Below are 20,185 nucleotides of genomic sequence, written 5' to 3'. Positions count from 1 at the left end.
TATCTCCGCCTGTTGAGGGCAAATTAGCGTGTTGATTCAGCCACTATCAGGCTTTCACTACCTTCACCGGACATTTCTTAAAGTCAGTTTCTTTGGAGAGTGGATCGGTCGCATCCAACAACAGCTTATTGACCAACTGACGTGCGTCGAAAAATGGCATAAACACCACACCGCGCGGCGGTTTGTTGCGGCCATCGGTTTCCACTCGCGTTTTGAGTTGACCACGAGGAGATGACACCATGACTTCATCACCGCGTGCTACGCCACGGGCTTTGGCATCTTCCGGGTGCATAAAGATTTGTGCATCGGGGAAGGCGCGATATAACTCGGGGACGCGCGCGGTCATGGTGCCGGTGTGCCAGTGTTCCAATACGCGGCCGGTACTCAGCCACAGATCAAACTCTTCGTTTGGCTCTTCTGCCGCAGGTTCATAAGGCAGGGCGAAGATGACGGCTTTGCCATCGGGTTTACCGTAGAAGCGGAAGCCTTCACCTGCTTTGACATAAGGATCTGAGCCTTCAACGAAACGGCGTTTGGTTTCCTGACCGTTCACTACTGGCCAGCGCATACCGCGGCTTTCGTGGTAGGCATCGAATTTGGCTAAGTCGTGACCGTGGCCACGACCAAAGGCAGCGTATTCTTCAAACAGGCCTTTTTGAATGTAGAAGCCGAAATCTGCTGCTTCATCATTCATCTCACCTTTACAGTCACTGCTTGGGAATTGATTAACTTTGCCGTTGGCAAACAGGATGTCGTACAGCGTTTTGTCGGCGTATTCTGGTTTTTGCGCCACTAACTCGGTAGGCCAGACGTCACTGACTTTAAAGCGTTTGGCAAACTCCACGACTTGCCACAAGTCTGACTTTGCTCCCTCGGGTGCTTTCACTTGCTGATGCCACATATGGGTACGACGTTCAGCGTTACCATAGGCACCTTCTTTCTCAACCCACATTGCGGTTGGCAGAATCAGATCGGCACTTAACGCGGTCACCGTTGGATAGGGATCTGACACTACAATAAAGTTGGCTGGGTTACGGAAGCCCGGGTAGATCTCCTCGTTGATGTTAGGTCCCGCCTGCATGTTGTTGGTACACATGGTCCAGTAGCAGTTGAGTTTGCCATCCTTCAGCATGCGGCTTTGCAATACGGCGTGGTAGCCGGGTTTCGGTGGAATTGTGCCTGTTGGCAGTCCCCAAGCGCTTTCACAGATATCGCGGTGTTCTTTTTTCGCTACCACCATGTCGGCTGGCAGACGGTGGGCAAAGGTGCCCACTTCACGGGCAGTACCACAGGCCGATGGTTGGCCGGTCAGTGAGAATGGGCTGTTACCCGGTGTCGCGATTTTACCGGTCAACAGGTGAATGTTGTACAGCATGTTATTGGCCCACACACCACGGGTATGTTGGTTGATGCCCATGGTCCACAAACTCATCACTTTCACGTTTGGATCGGCGTAAGACTTAGCCAGCTCCAGCAGTTGCTCTTTTGGCGCGCCACTCATTTCGCTAGCGTATTCCAGGGTATAGCTGCTGACGAACTTGGCGTACTCATCAAAGCTGATTGGCGTAGATTTGCCGTTCCCTGGGTTTTTGGCTTTTTTCTCCAGCGGATGATCGGGGCGCAGGCCGTAACCGATATCGGTGGTACCCAAGGCAAACTTGGTGTGTTTGTTAACAAACTCGGTGTTCACCGCGTTGTTTTGAATAATGTAGTTGGCGATAAAGTTCAAAATCACCAAGTCAGACTGCGGGCGGAAGATGATGGCATTGTCGGCCAAGTCAAAGCAGCGGTTTTGGAAGGTCGACAGGACGTGCACTTTGCCGTTGGCATTGTTCAAGCGACGGCCAGACAAACGTGCCCACAGAATTGGGTGCATTTCGGCCATGTTCGCGCCCCACAATACAAAGTGGTCAGCGGCTTCAAAGTCATCGTAACAACCGGCTGGCTCGTCGATACCAAAAGTGCGCATAAAACCGCCTACGGCTGAAGCCATACAGTGGCGTGCGTTCGGGTCGATGTTGTTGGTACGGAAACCGGCTTTGTGCAATTTCGCAGCGGCGTAGCCTTCCCAAATGGTCCATTGGCCGGAGCCAAACATGCCGACTGAGGTTGGGCCTTTGGTCTGAATGGCGTGTTTCCATTTCTCCGCCATGGTGTCAAACGCCACATCCCAAGAGACTGGCGTAAACTCGCCTTCTTTATCGTATTTGCCATCTTTCATGCGCAGCAGTGGCGTGGTTAGGCGGTCTTTGCCATACATAATCTTCGACAGGAAGTAGCCTTTGATGCAGTTAAGTCCGCGGTTAACTGGGCTTTCTGGATCGCCTTTGGTCGCGACAACGCGGCCATCGCGGGTGCCGACCAATACCGAACAACCTACACCGCAGAAGCGGCAAGGGGCCTTATCCCATTTGATGTTATCGGCTTGCTCAGCAGCTTCGACCATTTTTACCGGCAGCGTGGCGCCAACGACTGTGGCGGCGGCGACAGCAGCATTGGCTTTAAGGAACTCGCGGCGACTAATGCTCATGGTGTTTCCTCGTTTTTCTTGATGTTATTTAGTGGCTGACATTGTCAACTTGGTGATAGATCAGGCTGCTGGACAAGACGCCAGCGAGGCCGTTAATTGTTTCAACCTGGTCGAGTAACTGTTTTTGCGAATCACCTTCGATGGTGACCACCAATTTGCCGTCGGCAGTACAGGCATGTACCTCAGTACCGGCCAGCCCATTGAGGATGGTGGTGAGTTGCTGTTGCTCAGCAATGGCTGCGTGGATCACCAGACTGGTGATATGGAATTCCGCTTCGGCTGCGTGAGACATGACGTCAGTCCTCGACTTATGGGCAGTGTTTAGCTCGCCCTGTTGTTAAGTTAGGAAAAGTCTAGAACTTACAAAATGTGCGGGAATATACCTCAAGGGAGGTAAACGCGGCGTTTGGCGATCCGCATCAAGTTTTTGGCGTGATCCGCTTCGCATAACCGGATGATTTAGGTGGCACTCATTTAGCTTTTGCTTCGTAGTGGGGGAGAAATACAGGGAGTGGTTATTTCGTTAACCCGCAGCTGAGCTGGAGTGCCAAACTTGCCGCGAGTTTCATGATTTCTTCGCTGCAATGCCTTCAGCTGCACTGCACTTTTCGCCATCTCACAGATGCTAAAGTAAGTTTCAGTAAAGTAGCTAAACGTTCTTTATGAAATAAAAAAACGTAATAAATCGGCTTTTTTAAGCTGCTATGTCGATTAAAGCTGAAAATTAGTGCGATTTTCGTATTTATATTACAAATTTTTAGGCTTCTGTGATTTAGATGACGGAAAATTTATTGACGCGAATATACCATGTGAACAGTTTCCTAAAATCTTGAGAGCGATCCGCAATGTCAAGTACTTCTGAGCGTGTAATCACAGTAAAAAAGGGCCTTGATGTGCCCATTTCTGGAGCGCCCAGGCAGATCATTGAACCGGCCGCCACTACCTCACAAGTTGCGCTTTTAGGCAGCGACTATGTTGGCTTAAAGCCAACCATGTTGGTAGAAGTTGGTGATCGGGTCAAAAAAGGCCAGGCGCTGTTCGAAGACAAAAGCAATCCGGGTGTACGTTTTACCGCCCCTGCTGCAGGTGTTGTGTCTGCGGTTAACCGTGGTGAACGTCGCGTGCTGCAATCTGTTGTTATCGATTGTGATGGTGATGACGCCATCGATTTCGGTGCGGCAGAGACCAATACGCTAGACCGTGAAGCGGTGCAGCAAAAGCTGCTCGATAGCGGTTTATGGTCAGCACTGCGTACCCGTCCATTCTCCCGTGCGCCAAAACCGGGCTCTGCTCCGGCTGGCTTATTCATTACCGCTGTTGATACCAATCCGTTGGCGGCTGACCCTCGTGTCGTGATTAACGACGCGGCCGATGATTTTGCTTATGGTATCAAGGTGCTGCGGTTACTGACCGACGGCACAGTGTTCTTGTGTCACGACGGTAAGGACTCGCTGCCGGGCAGTGATATCGACGGTGTTGAAAGTTATGGTTTCCAAGGTGTGCATCCAGCAGGCTTGGTGGGTACCCATATCCATCATCTGATGCCGGTGAATCTGGAGCGTCAGGCTTGGCACATTAACTATCAAGACGTTATTGCGGTTGGTAAATTGTTTGCCACAGGGCAATTGGACAGTAGCCGCGTGATTTCGTTGGCAGGTCCTTCAGTGCTCGATCCTCGTCTTATCCGTACCGTGATTGGTGCGAGAGCCAGTGAACTGGTGGCCGGACAGATCAAAGATGTTGAGCTTGCTCGAGTCGTATCCGGTTCAGTGTTATCCGGCCATAAGGCTGAAGATGAACTGGATTTCCTTGGCCGCTTTAAGCTGCAACTGTCAGTGCTCAAAGAAGATCACACGCAAGGCGTTTTACCTTGGGTGCGTCCCGGCGCCGATAAATTCTCCATCACTCGTACCGTTATTTCTCGTTTCCTACCAAGCAAGTTGTACGACATGACCACCCATGTTGGTGGCGCTAAGCGTGCCATGATGGCGTTTGGTCAGCTCGACCGAGTGATGCCGTTGGATATTCTGCCGACCTTGTTGGTACGTGATTTGGTGGTGCGTGACACCGATGAAGCGCAACTGCTGGGCGCTCTGGAGCTGGATGAAGAAGATCTGGCGCTGTGCACCTTTGTCTGCCCAAGTAAGTACGACTTCGGTCAGGAGCTGCGTGCTTGTCTGACGATCATCGAGAGGGAAGGTTAATGAGTAACTCCAATAAACCCGGTGCTCAGGACGCCTATTACGCGCCTGGTAGCACGATTAAGGATTTTTTCCGTTCGCTGTTTATCGGCCACGGTGGCAGTACTCAAGATACAGTGCATGTGCGTGATGCGATTGAAGTTAAACGTACCATGACCATCGTTGGCATGTGCCTGCTACCGGCCATTCTGTTTGCCATCTATAACATCGGTCTGCAAGCGCAGTTGGCATTGGCGGGTGGTGCTAAGCTGCCTGACACTTGGCATCAGGCCATTTTTGCCGCGCTGTTTGGTCCCTTATCTGCCGAAACCGGTGTTGCTGGGTTGGTGGTATATGGGGTGATTTACTACCTGCCAATTTACTTAGCGGCCTTAGTTACCACGCTGTTTTGGGAAGTGGTGTTTGCCAAAGTACGGAAGCAGCAGTTGCATGAAGGCTTCTTTGTTACTGCGTTACTCTTTAGCTTGTGTATGCCGGCCAACATCGCCTTGTGGTTGGTCGTTATGGGCATCAGCTTTGGTGTGGTGGTGGCGAAAGAGCTATTTGGTGGTATGGGATATAACTTCCTGAACCCTGCGCTGGCGGGTCTTGCCTTTATCTACTTTGCCTATCCAACTGAAGTGTCCACTGCGCATCAGCTAGTGGCCGTTGATGGCTATACCAGTGCTACCACGCTGGAAATTGCCGCTAAAGGTGGCCGACTGGCACAGAAGCTGAGCTTCGCGGGGGCTGACTACAGCTGGTATCAGGCATTTTCCGATGCTAACTGGTGGAATGCCTTCTTAGGGTTTGAAGTGGGCGCCGTGGGTGAAACCAGTGCCTTGGCTTTATTGCTGGGTGGTTGTGTGCTGCTTATCACTCGTTTAGCTGACTGGCGCATTGTGGCTGGTGTACTGCTGGGCATGATCGTGACTGCAACTGCATTCAACCTGTTTGGCGATGCGAAAAACGTTTACTCCTCCATGCCTTGGACATGGCATCTGGTCACAGGTGGCTTTGCTCTGGGGATGATGTTTATGGCGACCGATCCGGTGACGACCGCTTATACCCGTCCGGGCAAACTGATGTTTGGTTTGTTGGTGGGTTTTATGGCCGTAGTGATCCGCGTTGCTAACGTCAAGATGCCTGAGGGCATCATGCTGGCGATTCTATTTGCCAACTTGTGGGCGCCGTTGATGGACTCGCTGGTGGCACGTTTCAATATCAAACGGAGGATGAAACGTAATGGCATTCAATAAAGACAGTATTGTGGGCACTATGGTGTTCACCATTGTGCTGTGCCTTGTGTGTTCCTTCATGATCACTGGCACTGCCGATGTGCTCAAAGAGCGTAAGCTCGCCAAGCAACGCGATGAACTGATGCGTAACGTGCTGGTGGCAGCCAATGTTGAAGGCGTCACCCATGATAACTTCCGCGATATTTTTAAGGCCAAAGTCACCCCGGTATTAGTCAATCTGGACAGTGGTGAGCAAGTGCCAGCAGAAGATCTGCTTGATTTTGATACCCGCATGGCGGCGATCAATCCAGAGACTTCTAGCACGATTAATAAAGATATCGCGCGCATCAAAACCCGCGCAAACAACATTCGTATCTTCAAAGTGAACGACGACCAAGGTCAACTGCAAACTGTGGTGTTACCGATTTACGGTAAAGGTTTGTGGTCAATTATCTATGGTTTTATTGGCATGGAAAAAGACCTGAATACCGTTGAAGGCATTGTGTTTTACGAACACGGTGAAACCCCAGGTATTGGTGACTTTGTTAACCGTGAAGAATGGCGTACTACTTGGCATGGCAAGCAGATCTATGACAACAGCGGCGATGTGGCGCTGAAAATTGTTAAAGGTGGTGCGGCGCCAGATGATGTCAATGGTGTTGATGGTGTCAGCGGTGCAACCCGTACCGGTGCTGGTGTGCAAAAGCTTATCCAGTTCTGGTTTGGTACAGAGGGTTACGAAACACTGCTGCAAAAGTTAAAAGCGGCGGGGGTGTAACATGAGCGCACGTTTATCAACCCGTGATTTAGTTGTTTCACCGATCTTCGCCAACAACCCGGTTGCCATGCAGGTGTTGGGGGTGTGCTCGGCGCTTGCGGTCAGTAACTCAATGCAAACCGCATTGGTCATGACACTGGCGGTAACCTTTGTGTTGGTGTGTTCCAACCTGTTTATTTCGGCGATTCGTCAGTTCATTCCTAACAGTGTGCGCATTATTGCGCAGATGACCATCATCGCGTCTTTGGTGATTGTGGTGGATATGGTGCTGCAAGATATCGCGCCAGATCTCTCTAAGCAGCTGTCGGTATTTGTTGGTTTGATTATCACCAACTGTATCGTGATGGGCCGGGCTGAAGCCTTCGCGATGAAAGAGCCGCCACTACTGTCTGTATTTGACGCTATTGGTAACGCAGCGGGTTACGGTTTTATTCTGCTGTCGGTCGCCTTTGTTCGTGAGCTGATTGGTGCTGGTTCGTTGTTTGGCCATGAGATTATCAAAACCGTGGCCAACGGTGGCTGGTATTTGCCGAATGAGATGTTCAAGTTGCCGCCAAGCGCCTTCTTCTTGATTGGCGTGATTATCTGGGTGGTTAACATTGCCCGCCGTAAGCGCAAGTAAGGAGCCGACATGGAACACTATATTAATCTGTTTATTCAGGCGACCTTCATCGACAACATGGCGCTGTCGTTCTTCCTCGGTATGTGTACCTTTTTGGCGGTATCGAAGAAAGTGTCTACGGCGTTTGGTCTGGGCGTTGCCGTTATTGTGGTGATGCTGCTGGCTGTGCCGGTGAACCAGTTGATTTACACCTGGGTACTGAAACCGGGCGCATTGGCATGGGCCGGGCTGCCTAATCTGGATTTGAGCTACCTGCAGCTGATTACCTTTATCGGGGTGATTGCCGCACTGGTGCAAATTCTGGAAATGGTGCTGGATAAGTACGTACCTGTACTGTACCAAACGCTGGGGATCTTCCTGCCGCTGCTGACCGTGAACTGCGCAATTTTCGCTGGGGTTATCTTCATGTCAAACCGTGATTATAACTTTGGTGAATCGGTCGTATTCGGCACTGCAGCTGGTACTGGTTGGGCGATTGCCATTGTGTTGCTGGCAGGTATTCGTGAACGATTGAAGTTCAACAATATCCCAGAAGGCTTACAAGGCATCGGTATTACATTTATCTCCACAGGTTTGATGGCGCTTGGCTTTATGTCATTTGCTGGTATCACCCTGTAAGGCAATCAACAGAAGGTACATACAGATGGAAATGATTTATGGCATCGGCATGTTTACCCTGGTGGTATGCCTGCTGGTAATAATTATTCTGTTTGCCAAAAGTCGTTTGGTGGAAAGTGGTGATGTCACCCTGCGCATCAACGACGATGACGACAAGAGTGTCACTGTGTCGAGCGGCGGCAAGCTGCTGGGCGCATTGGCCAGTAAAGATATCTTTGTGCCATCAGCTTGTGGTGGCGGTGGTACCTGCGGCCAATGTCGCGTGCATGTGAAATCTGGTGGTGGCGATATTCTGCCAACAGAACTGGAACACATCACCAAGAAAGAAGCTAAGCAAGGCTGTCGCTTGGCCTGTCAGGTGGCAGTGAAATCTGACATGGACTTGGAGCTGGAAGAAGAGATCTTTGGCGTTAAGAAGTGGGAATGTGAGGTAATTTCTAACCGCTCAACTGCGACTTACATCAAAGAGCTGCTGCTGAAGCTGCCAGAAGGCGAAGAGGTCAAATTCAAAGCTGGCGGCTACATTCAGATTGAAGCACCTGCGCATACGGTACATTACAAGGATTTTGATATCCCTGAAAAATTCCGTGAAGACTGGGAAAAACACCACCTGTTTGACATCGTCTCTAAAGTCGATGAAGAGGTGATGCGCGCCTACTCCATGGCCAACTATCCGGCCGAGAAGGGCCGAATTATGCTGAATGTGCGGATTGCGACACCGCCAAACGATAAAGTGCCACCCGGACAGATGTCGTCTTACATCTTTAACCTGAAAGCGGGTGATAAGGTGATTATCTCTGGGCCGTTTGGTGAGTTCTTTGTCAAAGAAACCGATAACGAAATGGTGTTTATTGGCGGTGGTGCAGGTATGGCGCCAATGCGCTCGCACATCTTTGACCAACTGAAAACTCGTCAAACCAGTCGTAAGATGACCTTCTTCTACGGTGCGCGTTCACTGCGTGAAGTGTTCTATCAAGAGGACTTTGATGCACTGGCCGCCGAGTTTGATAACTTCAACTGGCACTTGGCGTTGTCTGAGCCGCTGGCAGAAGATAACTGGACTGGATACACCGGCTTTATTCACAACGTGGTGTACGAGCATTACCTCAAAAACCACAAAGCACCGGAAGATTGCGAGTTCTACATGTGTGGCCCTCCTATCATGAACAGCTCAGTTATCGCTATGCTGGAAAGCCTTGGCGTAGAGCGTGATAACATCCTGCTGGATGATTTTGGTGGCTAGCACATCAGTCTGAAACAACGCCACTGCTAACGTGGCGTTGTTTTTTTAATGTTACTTATTGTTGCGTATGTTTCACCTTTTAGGCATGATGTTTTACATGGTGTTTAACACAGCAAATAGCCTGAAGTACTGTAGTCGTGCTATTTGGCGATTAACTGGTTCAGGCAAAAGGAATTGTTCATGCAACGGTTAAAATGTCCATTTACTATCGCAGCCGCGATCCTGCTTTGTGTGTTTGTGTATATGTTTACTGCACATAAAGATGCCATTCATCAATGGCTGATGCCTGATAACCACAGCTCGATATCCCAGCAAGCCAGCACCACATCCACAGCAGCTAAACACGCCTCCGGCCAGCACTAATATTTACCTTGTCACAAAACCATCAAGTGGATGTCACGGCGCTGTAAAACCTAATGCCTAGTCTGTTGCTGCCGAAAATACAGCAAGGAATCGTTGGGCATGACGCAGACATTTACCGCCTACCATCGGGCGATTTGGCTTTCTGATCTACACCTTGGCGAAAAACACTGTAAAGCAGAATACCTGCTTGCCTTCCTTGAAAAACATCACGCGGAACAACTGTTTTTAGTGGGCGATGTGGTCGATATGCAGGCGTTGAGTCGACGCCATTATTGGCCTGAAACGCATCAGCAAGTCTTTGAAACACTACGCCAGCGGGCGCGCAACGGTTGCAAGGTGATCTATATTCCCGGTAACCATGATATGCAGATGCGGCAGTATGTGGGCGGCGCGTTTGATCTGATTGAAATTCATCAGCAATACATCTACCAAAGTCCGCATCACGGGCGACTGCTGCTGTTGCATGGCGATGAGTTTGACCGCCTATTATGTTCCAGCAAGTTGGAGGCTTGGTTTGGCGACCGTGCTTACGATTTGGTGCTGTTTCTAAACCGTATCTGGAACCTGTTCCGCCGCAGTGTTGGCTGGCAATATCAGTCAGTGGCACGCATGTTAAAACGTTGCTCCAGCAAAGCTGAACGCGCCATGGCGCGGTTTCGTAATGCGGCGCTGCAACGTGCTATTGAGGCGGATGTTGATGGTATTGTGTGCGGCCATATTCATTTTCCCGAATTGCTTGAGCAAAACGGCAAGCTGTATATCAATACCGGCGATTGGGTAGAAAATTGTACTGCAGTGATAGAGCATCTTGATGGCCGTCTGGAGCTGAATCATTACAGTGAAGCCAAAAAGCCGCTATCGCGCTTAGTACCACAACAAGCCGTGGTTACTGGCTGACGTCATTGCGCTACATGAGAAAAATGGCAGTCAAGGCTGCCATTTTTGCATCGCTCGTTATCCCCACTTAGCTGTATCGGTATGGCCGTTTGAAGTAAGCAAATAATTGTTTCAGTTGCTGTTGGCTAGTATTGGACAGGTCCTGGAATCTTAGCCCGTAGCTATAGTGGTCTTGGGTCTTGGCGGTGTGCACAATTCTTGCGGTTACGCGCAGCTTGCTGGCACTACTGGCGAAGTCTTTCGGCAGATGAAATTCAATTGCTACTGGGTCTTTTTCTGAAAACTTATCGCTGGAGCGCAGCTTCATACCTTCCATACTGATGTCACTACTCAAACCTTCGCCGACCAGCGCTCCTTGAATCACATTGGCACGTAACTTATTGTCGGCGCGAGGTGTGCGGCGTTGCTCATTCTGCGCCATTGGAATCGACTCGCTTTGTTCGGTAGTAAAGCCACGCAGCTGCTTATCTAGTTGCTCCGAAATTTCATACAGGTCACTGGCAACCAGAGAGGTGGTTTTCGCTTTACCACTACTTTCCTCAAGTACCATAAACAGTTCCTGCAGCTTGTCATTCAAATACTCAAGACTGTTCACCTGCTCCTGGTTTAGCTGGGCGATGGAATTAGCGCGCTCGGTCGTATTGCTGACACCATCTGACATGCTGGTGAAAGACTCGACGGTTTTTTGCGACGTTTGTTGTGATTGATGCACAGCGTTTACCACTTGGTGCATGGAGTTGACTGAGGTGCTGACTTTGCTGGTTAATTGGGTGATGAGTTCTGAGATTTCGGTACTGGAACTGGAGGTTCTGGCGGCGAGGTTGCGCACTTCATCTGCAACCACTGCAAACCCCCGGCCTTGTTCTCCTGCACGAGCGGCTTCAATGGCAGCGTTGAGTGCCAGCAAGTTGGTTTGTTCGGCAATATTGCGAATCGATTCAGTGATTTCACTAATCTGCTCGGTAAAGTTTTTAAGCTCTTCCATCTGCTCAGCGGTGTGATTTACTGACACCACGGCATCGCTTAGTTGGGCAATGCTATCGTTCACCAGCAGAATGCCATCTTGCGCCGTTTTCAGGGTGCTTTGCGAGAGTTTGGCGGTGTTGTCGATATTATCGCTGACGACTTTTGAGGTATCGAGCAGTGAGGTGATTGCTGAAAGCACATGGGTTGAGTTTTCTTGCTGAAGCATGCTGCTATGCGAAATCTCTTCTGATACATCAGAAACTTGGTGCGCCGAGTGGGCCATCTGCCGTCCTTCTTTTTGGACCACATCAATCACATCGTGCAGTGCGATGCGCATATGCTCAATATTGGCGGTTAGCTCTCCCAATTCATTATCCAGATGGGACTGCTCTTCATAATCTTTTAGATCGCCGTTGGCGATACGTTTCGTGGTACGCAATGCTTGATGCAATGGCTTAAGAATACTGTTGCGAATGATGATCGACAGCAGGATCACCACCGCTAAAAAGATGCTGGTGATCAGTAGTTGATTGCGCTCCATTGCGGCAATTTTGGCTTCCGAGTCGTCGCTCAACATCACCACGGCTTTATTCATATTTGCCAGCACTTGCACACTTAGCTCGCTTAAGGCTTGTAAATCGGCGGCGCTATAGGTGGTTTGTGCGAGCTTGCTGATGCTGCTTTTCTGCTGTTGCCACAGTTGTTTCACTTGTTCGAGTTGCGTTGCCACTGCTGCTGGTGCTGCGGGAAGGGTGACCGCATTTTTCATCGTCAAATCGAGATAGCTGGTGCCACCATTGGTCAATGAATTTAGAGAAACATCAAACAGTTGTTCAGATTTCTCGACGGCAGACAAATTCACTTTGCTGTCATTTTGCTTGGCCAGTTGCAGCGCGAGAAAAAATTCTTTGGTGATCTTCTGTGACAACATGCGTTGGCGCCCCGCAATGTTGATCACCAGAGCATCGTTTTCCTGTTGCTTGATTGAGAGTAGCGTGTAGGTAATTAAAATCGCGATGGCGGCAATGAATAGCAGGGTCATCAGTTGCAGCTTTCGTTTGACACTGAGATGGTCAAACCATGAGGTGAGCTTCGCAATGGAGATCATTTGTTGTCCTTAACTTTCTATTTGCCGATCACAGCTTATAAATAAAGTACAGCTGAAGGATTTCGCAAATACATTTGATGTAACAGATTCAGTCGCTGCGCTTGGAAAATAAGTGACTAACGCGATGATGCTTCGGTAAATCACCATCGCGTAGCTGTTTGCGGATTAGTCGCGGGTGGCGTGATATATCACTTGGTCTATCGCTTGTACCACCTGCAAACTGGCATCTTCCATTGTTTTGAGTTGCCGTACCATTTCGGCAATATTGCCATTCCGTCTTGCACTGAGCGCTTTGCTGCCAGACTCATGCACCAATTTGTGCGGTGCTTCTAAGTCGCGAAAGCCGCGCAGAGTTTGATATTGCTCGGCGCCTTCACCACGATAATACCATTCCCCTAAACGACACTGTTGATGCGTGTTGACTGCTTCATGCATGTCTTGTTGTTCAATCAGCTTATAGATGTGGTTTTTCCATACGGCATGGTCAAGTTTGGTGGTGGTCAGAAAGGCAATGGTGGCACTATGACCAATGACTTGCTGCATTTTTTCTGCGTTGTTAAGCACCTGAGTCACCACCGAGTCGATTTGATCGGATGAGCTGGCAACTTGGGTAGCACATTCAAAGGTATGGCCAGACACGTCTTGAATATTTTGTGCTTGTTGCATGATCTCTTTCACCAAGCTTTCAATCTGATCGCTGGCTTCATGCGCTTTGGCGGCAAGATTGCGCACTTCATCAGCAACGACGGCAAAGCCGCGTCCCGCTTCTCCGGCGCGTGCAGCTTCAATTGCGGCGTTTAATGCCAACAGGTTGGTTTGCTCTGAAATCGCCTGAATATCAGTAATAAAACGACTGATGCTATTGGTGCTGTCGCTGAGCTGAGAAACTGACTGCCGACTCTTTTGTGAGTGGCTATTAAGATCTTTAGCGCGGCTGTTGAGGTGGATAACGGCCTGTTTGGTTTGTTCAAATACCGCGCTCATTTGCGCCAGATTTTGATTCTCATGCTGCAAATTTTCTGAGTTATTGAGCATGGCCTCACGGGTTGAATGCAACATCTCACCGCCCATGATTTGACAAGCCATTGCTTCTGCAAAGCCGTGACTGGCGGCCGCTTGCGTCTGTTGGTTTTGTTCGTATTCCTGAATAGTTTGATGCAGCTCGGCAATTTGCTGCTGGTGGTGAGATTGTTGGCTTGCAAGTTGTTGTTCTAAAGAACTAATCCGCTGTCGATATTTAGCAGTAAACCACATGATTAGCCACACTCCTATGACCAAAAGATATGCTTGAAAATGTAGCACATTGTCTTAGTCATAGGAGGGTTATTAGCTAAAAGATGTAGTTTTAATGCGTAATTTGTGCCCGTTGCAGCTTAAATAACCATCTTCCATAGAGATAAATGCCAACCGCAGAGAAAGTGCCGATGGCGGCGATGATGTACCAAGCATAGCCGATGTTGTGGGTTTGATAGAGTAACTCGGTCAAGGTTCTTGGCTGCTCGCCAGTAAAACTGACTAAGCTGGTAAAGGCTTCCCCTTGTGGGATTTGCTCAATTTGCCTTTGCGGCATGCCACGCTCGGCCAGCAATTCGCGGGAGAACAGCTCTTTTGAGGCAAACATCTCATACAGCTTGGGGCCAAAGTAGCCTTCTAAACTCCAACCTATGCCTTGTGGCAGCATGACAAAACCTAAGTACATCGCCTTTTTGCCTTCGGGCGCGATATTACTCATAAACTCGTTTTTCTTTGGGCTGATCATCATCTCACCCAGTGAAAACATGGCAATCGCCAACACAATGAACCACGCCGCATGGGTAAAACCAATCAGTACAAAGGCAAAGATACTGAACAGGCAACCGACCAGCATTGCGGTGGTAATGCGATACTTGGCGGTGATAGCGGCGATTAAGAAACAGCTGGTCATAATCATGCCTGCATTGAGGTTGAGCATGCCCTCAGGCATCACCTTAGTGCCAGCGTTATTCAAACCAAGCCAGAATTGCAGTACACCATTTGAGGTGCCTTGTTCGCCAAATAGGCCGGTGACGATGACGCTAGTATCGACCCATTCGGAGATGTGGATGGGCAACACATCAAACAACGAATTGAACAGAAACCAGAAACCCGCAAACACCAACATATAGTTGAGTACAATAGGTTTCCTCAGTTCATGCCAAGCATCTTTCCATAAAAATTCCTGTTTGATTTCACCACGTTTGATTTTGGCTTGACGGGCTAAACGTGCTTCTTTGCCAGGTTCTCTGTAGGCCAATAGAAACAGGAAGTTGAGTGAGATAATCGCGGCGCAGGCATAGAACACCTTATCCCATGACATTTGGCGCATATGCACCGCCACCAACGGACCGAGGAAGCCACCAATATTGACCACCTGGTAGAAAATCCCCCATGCCATAGACGAGTTATTACGTTGGGTTGAGAGTGCTAATGTGCCCTGAATTCCGGGTTTAAAGATACCCGTACCGCCTGCGAGCAGCATGGCGCCAACTAAAAATCCCCAAAAGTTGGGAAACCACGCCATACAGAGATAACCACTAATCTTAATAATGGTGGAAGCAAAGATTGTTTCTTTATAGCCAACACGGTCTGAAACTCCGCCGCTAAATACTGGCACAAAGGTTTGCAAAAATGCCCATACCGACACGATGATGCCGTAATCGGATAGGCTGATGCCTAGGCCGCCTGCAGACTCGGGCGCTTTAGCATATAAACCGGAACTGGTTTTCACGCCGTAATAGGCGATACGCTCGACCAGCTCCATGCCGCCGACAAGCCAAAAGACGTAGCTGAGACTGACGATAGACGCCCACATACCCAACTGTTTTACCTCAGAGAGATCGTTACCTGTGTACTGGTTACTTGTTGTCATATTTCTTTCCAGGCTGAATGCTGCGACTCAGCGTTGCAGATAGAATCGGTCGCGCGACACTTTACCGATACTCACTGTAAAATCAAAATTAGTGCAGCAAAACTGCTAGCTAACTAGCGGTTTTGACCTGTAGTAAGCAAGATTTTTTGATAAATAATCCAGATATTTTTATTTAAAAACAATGTTGTAATGTCATTAATAGTGATTATTGGTGCTTTTATTAATTCAAGCTTAAGTTGTGCTGTTTGCAGATGGATTTGTCGCGAAAAGAGTCGCACTCGTTGCAAGGCGCAACGGTGCTGATTGAATACTGTGACCTAGGCACTTTTTTGCTATAATCCGCGCTTCGCTAATATTGGAAGCTTCTCAACATGGTGCAGATTTACACGCCATCTCAAGACATCATTCTGGATAACAAATTGGAATTGTTGTCGCCAGCCAAAAATGCCGACTACGGTATTGAAGCCATTCGTCACGGCGCAGATGCTGTGTATATCGGTGGCCCAGCCTTTGGCGCACGAGCAACCGCTGGTAACAGCGTCAGTGATATTGCCCGTTTGAGTGAATTTGCCCACGGCTATGGCGCGCAGGTGTTTGTCACGCTGAATACCATTATGTCTGATGCTGAGCTGGAGCAAGCCAGTACGCTCATTCATCAACTGTATGATGCCGGCGCAGACGCGCTTATCGTGCAGGATATGGGCGTACTGCAGCTAGATTTGCCGCCAATTGCCTTGCATGCCAGTACCCAAACCGATAACCGCACTCCAGATAAAGTCGCATTTTTAGAACAAGTGGGCTTCTCGCAGGTGGTGTTGGCGCGCGAGCTTAGCTTGCAGCAAATTGCCGATATCTCCGCCAAGGTGAAAACCCGTTTGGAGTTCTTTATTCACGGTGCGCTGTGTGTCAGCTACTCAGGTTTGTGTAACTTAAGCCATGCATTTTCGAAGCGTTCTGCCAACCGTGGCGAGTGCTCGCAGATGTGTCGCTTGCCATGTAATCTGAAAACCCGCGATGGTGAGCAGCTGGCCGAAAACCAACATCTGCTATCGCTGAAAGACAACAACCAAACCGATAACTTAGATGCGCTGATCAACGCTGGTATTCGCTCATTTAAGATTGAAGGTCGCTTAAAAGATGTGAGTTACGTGAAGAACGTGACGGCGCATTATCGTCAGCAGTTGGATAAAATTCTCGAGCGTAATTCATCGCTGCAGGCAGCATCCCATGGCCGCTGCGAATACACTTTTGTGCCAAATCCAGATAAAACGTTTAACCGTGGTAAGACCGACTACTTTGTCAATCAACGCCACGGTGGCTTAAACGACTTCCGCACCCCTAAGTATCTGGGGCAACCAGCAGGTAAAGTTACTGCGATTGGTAAAGATTGGTTGGACGTCGATCACACGGGGAGCGAAGTCGAGCAACTGCATAATGGCGACGGCTTATGTTACTTCACCATCGATTTTGAAAAAGCAATCCACTCCGATGCTAAATTGAGTGGGCTGCGCGTTAACCGTGCTGAAGGTAAGCGGGCGTATCTGGCTGGAAATGTTCCTGCCGATCTGCGCGTGGGTATGGAGCTGTTCCGTAACCTTGACCATGACTTTGAATCGATTCTCAGCAAAGAATCTTCTAAGCGCTTGATTGAAGTGGATATCACCCTGTTTGATACCGACAATGGCTTGGGGGTGCGCATTCAAGACGATCACGGCCACCAAATTGAACTGACCAGTGCGCTCGACAAGCAAGCAGCCAATGATGCTGACAAAACCATTGCCCAACAGCAAAAAGGTTTGGCCAAGCTGGGTGGCACCCGTTATCACGCCCGCAAGGTCGATATTGCCACCTCACAGCCTTGGTTTGTACCTGCTGGGCAGCTCAATGCGCTGCGCCGTGAAGCGATTGAGGCGTTCGAGCAATATCGAATCGACAATTATCAACGTCCGCCGGTATGGCCGCGCAGCGCAGACGCGCAGTTCCCGCAAAAGCATTTGAACTTCCTTGGTAATGTGCTGAACGATAAAGCGGAAGCGTTTTATAAGCAGCATGGCGTGATTGAAGTTGATGCGGCATACGAAAAGAACCAAGTACTGAACGATGCGCCCTTGATGATAACCAAGCACTGTTTACGCTACAGCTTTAACCTGTGTCCGAAAGAAACGCCGGGGATTAAAGCGGAACCTATGGTACTTGAAGTCGGTAAGGATACCTTGAAGCTGGTGTTCGACTGCCAGAAATGCGAAATGATGGTGGTAGGCAGTAATCGCCTGTAACGCATAGAGAGTCATTGCTGAGCTGTGATTACATCGAACAAGCCGACATTATTGTCGGCTTTTTTCATGGCAATTTATGCCGAGGTTCAGCTTGGCTGGGATATAGTCGTTACCTTTGATTTTCGTAGCTAACGCTCGCGGGCGGTAATGTAAGGGATTAGAAATTTATGTGGCAATGGATGGTGAAGTATCGCGTATGGATTTTGCTCTGGTGTTTGGTGGTGTTGCCATTACTGGAGTCGTTATATCCTGGCACACTTTGGGGGCTTAACTGGCAGTCACCGATGTTTACCGCTTATGCGCGGGCTTATCTATTGCTGCTAAAACTGGGCATGTTGTTTATTGTCGGGACTGTGCTGTTAGCCCTATATCCATACCTCAAGCCAAAGCTGAAACGACCAATAATACCTGTCTCAGTATTAACAGGGTTATGCCTCATACAACTGCCCTTTGTGTTGCTTGGGGTGATGTTAAATCTGCCAACCGCTGGTTACCTTGAACACTTTCATCAAGAGTTTTCACTAGATGGGCAACCATTTTACGTCTACACCGCAGATCCTGGTGCTTTTGGGACGGCTTATCACTATGTGTCACGAGTGTGTCCGCGTCCACTTGGACGCTATCAACTGAAGCCGCTTGGCCGTTTAGATTGGATGGGGGATATTCAGTTTCATCTTGAGGGAGGTGAGTTAGTCGCGACTGGGGAAAGCTCGCCACATAAACCGCGGGAGCAACGTTTGTCTCTGCTGAATAGCGATTGTTAATCGGCCGTCTTAATTAAGACTAAAGTATTTGCTCGCATGTAAAGGTATTGTCTTTTTTTTGAACTAGGTCAAATCTGTTATCGACAAACTCTTCTAAGGTGTAGTTGTGTATCACAGGCCAACAAGAGGTATGTATGCGCAACTTCTCCGCTTTCAGCGACCATCCGTTTCGGCTTCCAATTACTTTGTTCATTGCCTTGTTGCTATGGTTTTCTGTAGCACCATCCCTGTCACCGGAATTGCCCAAATTTCCAAACTGGCAATTCATCGCAACTGTGTTGTTTATGGTGGGTGTTGGCATTTGGGCGATGCAAATTGGCGGTCGAGCACTGTGGGCATTACCCCTGACTTTTTCGGTGTTGTTACTGTGTGGCTTTGCCGCCGAACACACCTCCATCGCAATGATATTTGCAGAAGAGGGGATGTTATTAGCAGTGTTTTTGATCGGTATGTTGATTGCGGGCAATGTGCGATGGTCGGTACACGGGGCGATAGCGTTAACGGGCGTCTTGGCCTTTGCCTTTGGCTATCGTTTTGCTCATCTTGAACCCTTAGCATCAGTGGATGTAGGCCATCAGTTGCTACTCCTTGGTGCACCGTTGGTAACAGCGGGCGTTCTATGTTGTGTGTTTGGTGAAAGCGCTTGTTATGCACTGTTTAAAACTCAGCACCGCAATATTGCGTTTGGTTACGGAGGGATGATGTTGGCCGCTGGATTTTTGTTGGTGCTATTGCGCTAACTTTAGGTGTTATTACAGCAAAGACCGCCTTTTGGCGGTCTTTTTTTGTGGCAATTTACGCCTGATGTTTCTTCAAAATACGTTCAGGACTGGTACGCACATGGGTAAAATACAGCGGTAAACCCACCAGTACAAAACCGCCGACTAGGTTGCCTAGCGCGGTTGGGATTTCATTCCAGACAATGTATTCCATAAAGGTAAAGTTGCCGCCCATGATCATCGAGAATGGGAACAGGAACATGTTCACAATCGAATGTTCAAAGCCCATGAAGAAGAACAGCATGATCGGCATCCACATCGCCATCATCTTGCCGCTGGCAGAACTGGAGATCATCGCCCCGACGACGCCCATCGACACCATCCAATTACACAACATGCCGCGAATAAAGATGGTTAGCCAACCATCAAGCCCTTGCGCTTTGTAGCCCAAAGTACGGGCTTCACCGATTTTTGCCACCTTGTGGGCAATGGCGCCGCCATCGACGTTATAACCGTAGGTCAAAATGAACGACATCATAAAGGCGACGCTAAGTGCGCCGGCAAAGTTGCCAATAAATACCAGTCCCCAGTTGCGTAGCACTTGTTTAACTGTCACCCCCGGCCGTTTATCCAGTAGCGCCAATGGCACTAAGGTGAACACGCCAGTCAGTAGATCAAACTTCATCAAATACAGCATGATAAAGCCCACCGGGAATAGCACCGCCCCCAACAGTGGTTGGCCAGTTTTAATCGCCACAGTGATGGCAAACACTGCCGCCAGCGCCAAAATAGCCCCCGCCATAAAGGCACGGATGAGCGTATCTTTGGCAGACATATAAACTTTAGACTCACCTTGGTCGACCATTTTGGTAACGAATTCACTCGGCTCTAAATAAGACATGTTGCTGTTCCTCACTAAGTGTCAAGTTGCACAGGATTACGCGGCACTGGGCTTATTTTTTGAATTTCAGGCATAAAAAAACGCCCTATGTATTG

The 20,185-nt window shown here is 49.1% G+C and carries 17 protein-coding genes and 1 pseudogene; 11 read left to right on the top strand and 7 right to left on the bottom strand.

Annotated features, from left to right (window positions below):
- Positions 1–46: 46 nt before the first annotated feature.
- Together napA and HR45_RS10225 are read right to left on the bottom strand one after the other, a co-directional pair.
- Positions 47–2,530 carry a nitrate reductase catalytic subunit NapA gene (gene napA / locus HR45_RS10230; RefSeq protein WP_037442590.1) on the bottom strand — a complete coding sequence of 828 codons (2,484 nt, stop codon included), beginning with the start codon at positions 2,528–2,530 and terminating at the stop codon, positions 47–49.
- Positions 2,531–2,558: 28 nt separating this feature from the next.
- Positions 2,559–2,822, bottom strand: a complete 264-nt coding sequence (locus HR45_RS10225) for a chaperone NapD (protein ID WP_037442588.1) — start codon at positions 2,820–2,822, stop codon at positions 2,559–2,561.
- Positions 2,823–3,375: 553 nt separating this feature from the next.
- Here HR45_RS10225 and HR45_RS10220 point away from each other — a divergent pair.
- The 8 genes from HR45_RS10220 to HR45_RS10185 all read left to right on the top strand — a co-directional run bounded on the left by HR45_RS10220 (position 3,376) and on the right by HR45_RS10185 (position 10,469).
- Complete coding sequence (locus tag HR45_RS10220) at positions 3,376–4,734, top strand: Na(+)-translocating NADH-quinone reductase subunit A (protein ID WP_037442586.1); 1,359 nt, start codon at positions 3,376–3,378, stop codon at positions 4,732–4,734.
- Positions 4,734–5,969: an NADH:ubiquinone reductase (Na(+)-transporting) subunit B gene (locus HR45_RS10215; protein WP_037442584.1), complete on the top strand. Its 1,236-nt coding sequence runs from the start codon at positions 4,734–4,736 to the stop codon at positions 5,967–5,969. Before HR45_RS10220 ends, HR45_RS10215 begins: the two co-directional genes overlap by 1 nt.
- Positions 5,956–6,726: a Na(+)-translocating NADH-quinone reductase subunit C gene (locus tag HR45_RS10210; protein ID WP_037442581.1), complete on the top strand. Its 771-nt coding sequence runs from the start codon at positions 5,956–5,958 to the stop codon at positions 6,724–6,726. Before HR45_RS10215 ends, HR45_RS10210 begins: the two co-directional genes overlap by 14 nt.
- A gap of 1 nt (position 6,727) precedes the next feature.
- Positions 6,728–7,348 (top strand): NADH:ubiquinone reductase (Na(+)-transporting) subunit D, encoded by a 621-nt coding sequence (locus HR45_RS10205; protein ID WP_037442579.1) that lies wholly within the window; start codon positions 6,728–6,730, stop codon positions 7,346–7,348.
- 9 nt (positions 7,349–7,357) lie between these two features.
- The gene (nqrE, locus tag HR45_RS10200; protein WP_037442577.1) at positions 7,358–7,966 is read left to right on the top strand and encodes an NADH:ubiquinone reductase (Na(+)-transporting) subunit E; all 609 of its coding nucleotides are present in this window, start codon (positions 7,358–7,360) and stop codon (positions 7,964–7,966) included.
- A 25-nt stretch (positions 7,967–7,991) separates the two neighbouring features.
- The gene (gene nqrF / locus HR45_RS10195; protein WP_037442575.1) at positions 7,992–9,209 is read left to right on the top strand and encodes an NADH:ubiquinone reductase (Na(+)-transporting) subunit F; all 1,218 of its coding nucleotides are present in this window, start codon (positions 7,992–7,994) and stop codon (positions 9,207–9,209) included.
- 180 nt (positions 9,210–9,389) lie between these two features.
- Complete coding sequence (locus HR45_RS10190; RefSeq protein WP_037442573.1) at positions 9,390–9,572, top strand: hypothetical protein; 183 nt, start codon at positions 9,390–9,392, stop codon at positions 9,570–9,572.
- A gap of 99 nt (positions 9,573–9,671) precedes the next feature.
- The gene (locus HR45_RS10185) at positions 9,672–10,469 is read left to right on the top strand and encodes a UDP-2,3-diacylglucosamine diphosphatase (RefSeq protein WP_037442572.1); all 798 of its coding nucleotides are present in this window, start codon (positions 9,672–9,674) and stop codon (positions 10,467–10,469) included.
- A gap of 67 nt (positions 10,470–10,536) precedes the next feature.
- On the opposite strand, the gene HR45_RS10180 is transcribed toward HR45_RS10185, so the two are convergent.
- From HR45_RS10180 to HR45_RS10170, 4 genes and pseudogenes are all read right to left on the bottom strand, one after another.
- Positions 10,537–12,543: a methyl-accepting chemotaxis protein gene (locus HR45_RS10180; RefSeq protein WP_037442570.1), complete on the bottom strand. Its 2,007-nt coding sequence runs from the start codon at positions 12,541–12,543 to the stop codon at positions 10,537–10,539.
- A gap of 165 nt (positions 12,544–12,708) precedes the next feature.
- A complete protein-coding gene (locus HR45_RS19810) occupies positions 12,709–13,086 on the bottom strand; it encodes a CZB domain-containing protein (protein ID WP_430742022.1) in 378 nt (125 codons plus the stop codon).
- Between the two features lie 30 nt (positions 13,087–13,116).
- Positions 13,117–13,527, bottom strand: a pseudogene (locus HR45_RS19805) (methyl-accepting chemotaxis protein); the annotation flags it as partial.
- A 361-nt stretch (positions 13,528–13,888) separates the two neighbouring features.
- Positions 13,889–15,430, bottom strand: coding sequence for an MFS transporter (locus HR45_RS10170; RefSeq protein ID WP_037442566.1), 1,542 nt, complete (start codon positions 15,428–15,430; stop codon positions 13,889–13,891).
- Between the two features lie 371 nt (positions 15,431–15,801).
- Between HR45_RS10170 and HR45_RS10165 the strand changes: the two genes are divergently transcribed.
- The 3 genes from HR45_RS10165 to HR45_RS19045 all read left to right on the top strand — a co-directional run bounded on the left by HR45_RS10165 (position 15,802) and on the right by HR45_RS19045 (position 19,210).
- Positions 15,802–17,706, top strand: a complete 1,905-nt coding sequence (locus tag HR45_RS10165) for a peptidase U32 family protein (protein ID WP_037442564.1) — start codon at positions 15,802–15,804, stop codon at positions 17,704–17,706.
- A 167-nt stretch (positions 17,707–17,873) separates the two neighbouring features.
- Positions 17,874–18,470 carry a hypothetical protein gene (locus tag HR45_RS10160; protein ID WP_037442562.1) on the top strand — a complete coding sequence of 199 codons (597 nt, stop codon included), beginning with the start codon at positions 17,874–17,876 and terminating at the stop codon, positions 18,468–18,470.
- A gap of 134 nt (positions 18,471–18,604) precedes the next feature.
- Positions 18,605–19,210 carry a HupE/UreJ family protein gene (locus HR45_RS19045; protein ID WP_052074669.1) on the top strand — a complete coding sequence of 202 codons (606 nt, stop codon included), beginning with the start codon at positions 18,605–18,607 and terminating at the stop codon, positions 19,208–19,210.
- A 55-nt stretch (positions 19,211–19,265) separates the two neighbouring features.
- Here the strand turns inward: HR45_RS19045 and HR45_RS10150 are convergent, their stop codons facing one another.
- Complete coding sequence (locus HR45_RS10150) at positions 19,266–20,090, bottom strand: formate/nitrite transporter family protein (RefSeq protein ID WP_037442561.1); 825 nt, start codon at positions 20,088–20,090, stop codon at positions 19,266–19,268.
- Positions 20,091–20,185: the final 95 nt, after the last annotated feature.

This window comes from Shewanella mangrovi (assembly GCF_000753795.1).
GTDB lineage: Bacteria > Pseudomonadota > Gammaproteobacteria > Enterobacterales > Shewanellaceae > Shewanella > Shewanella mangrovi.
This window is presented reverse-complemented; position numbering and strand designations above follow the sequence as displayed.

Excerpts from the sequence above, each read along its gene's own strand:
- HR45_RS10220 (WP_037442586.1), top strand. The coding sequence starts at position 3,376 with ATGTCAAGTACTTCTGAGCGTGTAATCACAGTAAAAAAGGGCCTTGAT.
- HR45_RS10190 (WP_037442573.1), top strand. The coding sequence starts at position 9,390 with ATGCAACGGTTAAAATGTCCATTTACTATCGCAGCCGCGATCCTGCTT.
- HR45_RS10160 (WP_037442562.1), top strand. The coding sequence starts at position 17,874 with ATGTGGCAATGGATGGTGAAGTATCGCGTATGGATTTTGCTCTGGTGT.
- HR45_RS10180 (WP_037442570.1), bottom strand. The coding sequence starts at position 12,543 with ATGATCTCCATTGCGAAGCTCACCTCATGGTTTGACCATCTCAGTGTC.
- HR45_RS19810 (WP_430742022.1), bottom strand. The coding sequence starts at position 13,086 with ATGCAGCAAGTCATTGGTCATAGTGCCACCATTGCCTTTCTGACCACC.
- HR45_RS10215 (WP_037442584.1), top strand. The coding sequence starts at position 4,734 with ATGAGTAACTCCAATAAACCCGGTGCTCAGGACGCCTATTACGCGCCT.
- HR45_RS19045 (WP_052074669.1), top strand. The coding sequence starts at position 18,605 with ATGCGCAACTTCTCCGCTTTCAGCGACCATCCGTTTCGGCTTCCAATT.
- HR45_RS10165 (WP_037442564.1), top strand. The coding sequence starts at position 15,802 with ATGGTGCAGATTTACACGCCATCTCAAGACATCATTCTGGATAACAAA.
- nqrE (WP_037442577.1), top strand. The coding sequence starts at position 7,358 with ATGGAACACTATATTAATCTGTTTATTCAGGCGACCTTCATCGACAAC.
- HR45_RS10210 (WP_037442581.1), top strand. The coding sequence starts at position 5,956 with ATGGCATTCAATAAAGACAGTATTGTGGGCACTATGGTGTTCACCATT.
- nqrF (WP_037442575.1), top strand. The coding sequence starts at position 7,992 with ATGGAAATGATTTATGGCATCGGCATGTTTACCCTGGTGGTATGCCTG.
- HR45_RS10185 (WP_037442572.1), top strand. The coding sequence starts at position 9,672 with ATGACGCAGACATTTACCGCCTACCATCGGGCGATTTGGCTTTCTGAT.
- HR45_RS10150 (WP_037442561.1), bottom strand. The coding sequence starts at position 20,090 with ATGTCTTATTTAGAGCCGAGTGAATTCGTTACCAAAATGGTCGACCAA.
- napA (WP_037442590.1), bottom strand. The coding sequence starts at position 2,530 with ATGAGCATTAGTCGCCGCGAGTTCCTTAAAGCCAATGCTGCTGTCGCC.
- HR45_RS10170 (WP_037442566.1), bottom strand. The coding sequence starts at position 15,430 with ATGACAACAAGTAACCAGTACACAGGTAACGATCTCTCTGAGGTAAAA.
- HR45_RS10205 (WP_037442579.1), top strand. The coding sequence starts at position 6,728 with ATGAGCGCACGTTTATCAACCCGTGATTTAGTTGTTTCACCGATCTTC.
- HR45_RS10225 (WP_037442588.1), bottom strand. The coding sequence starts at position 2,822 with ATGTCTCACGCAGCCGAAGCGGAATTCCATATCACCAGTCTGGTGATC.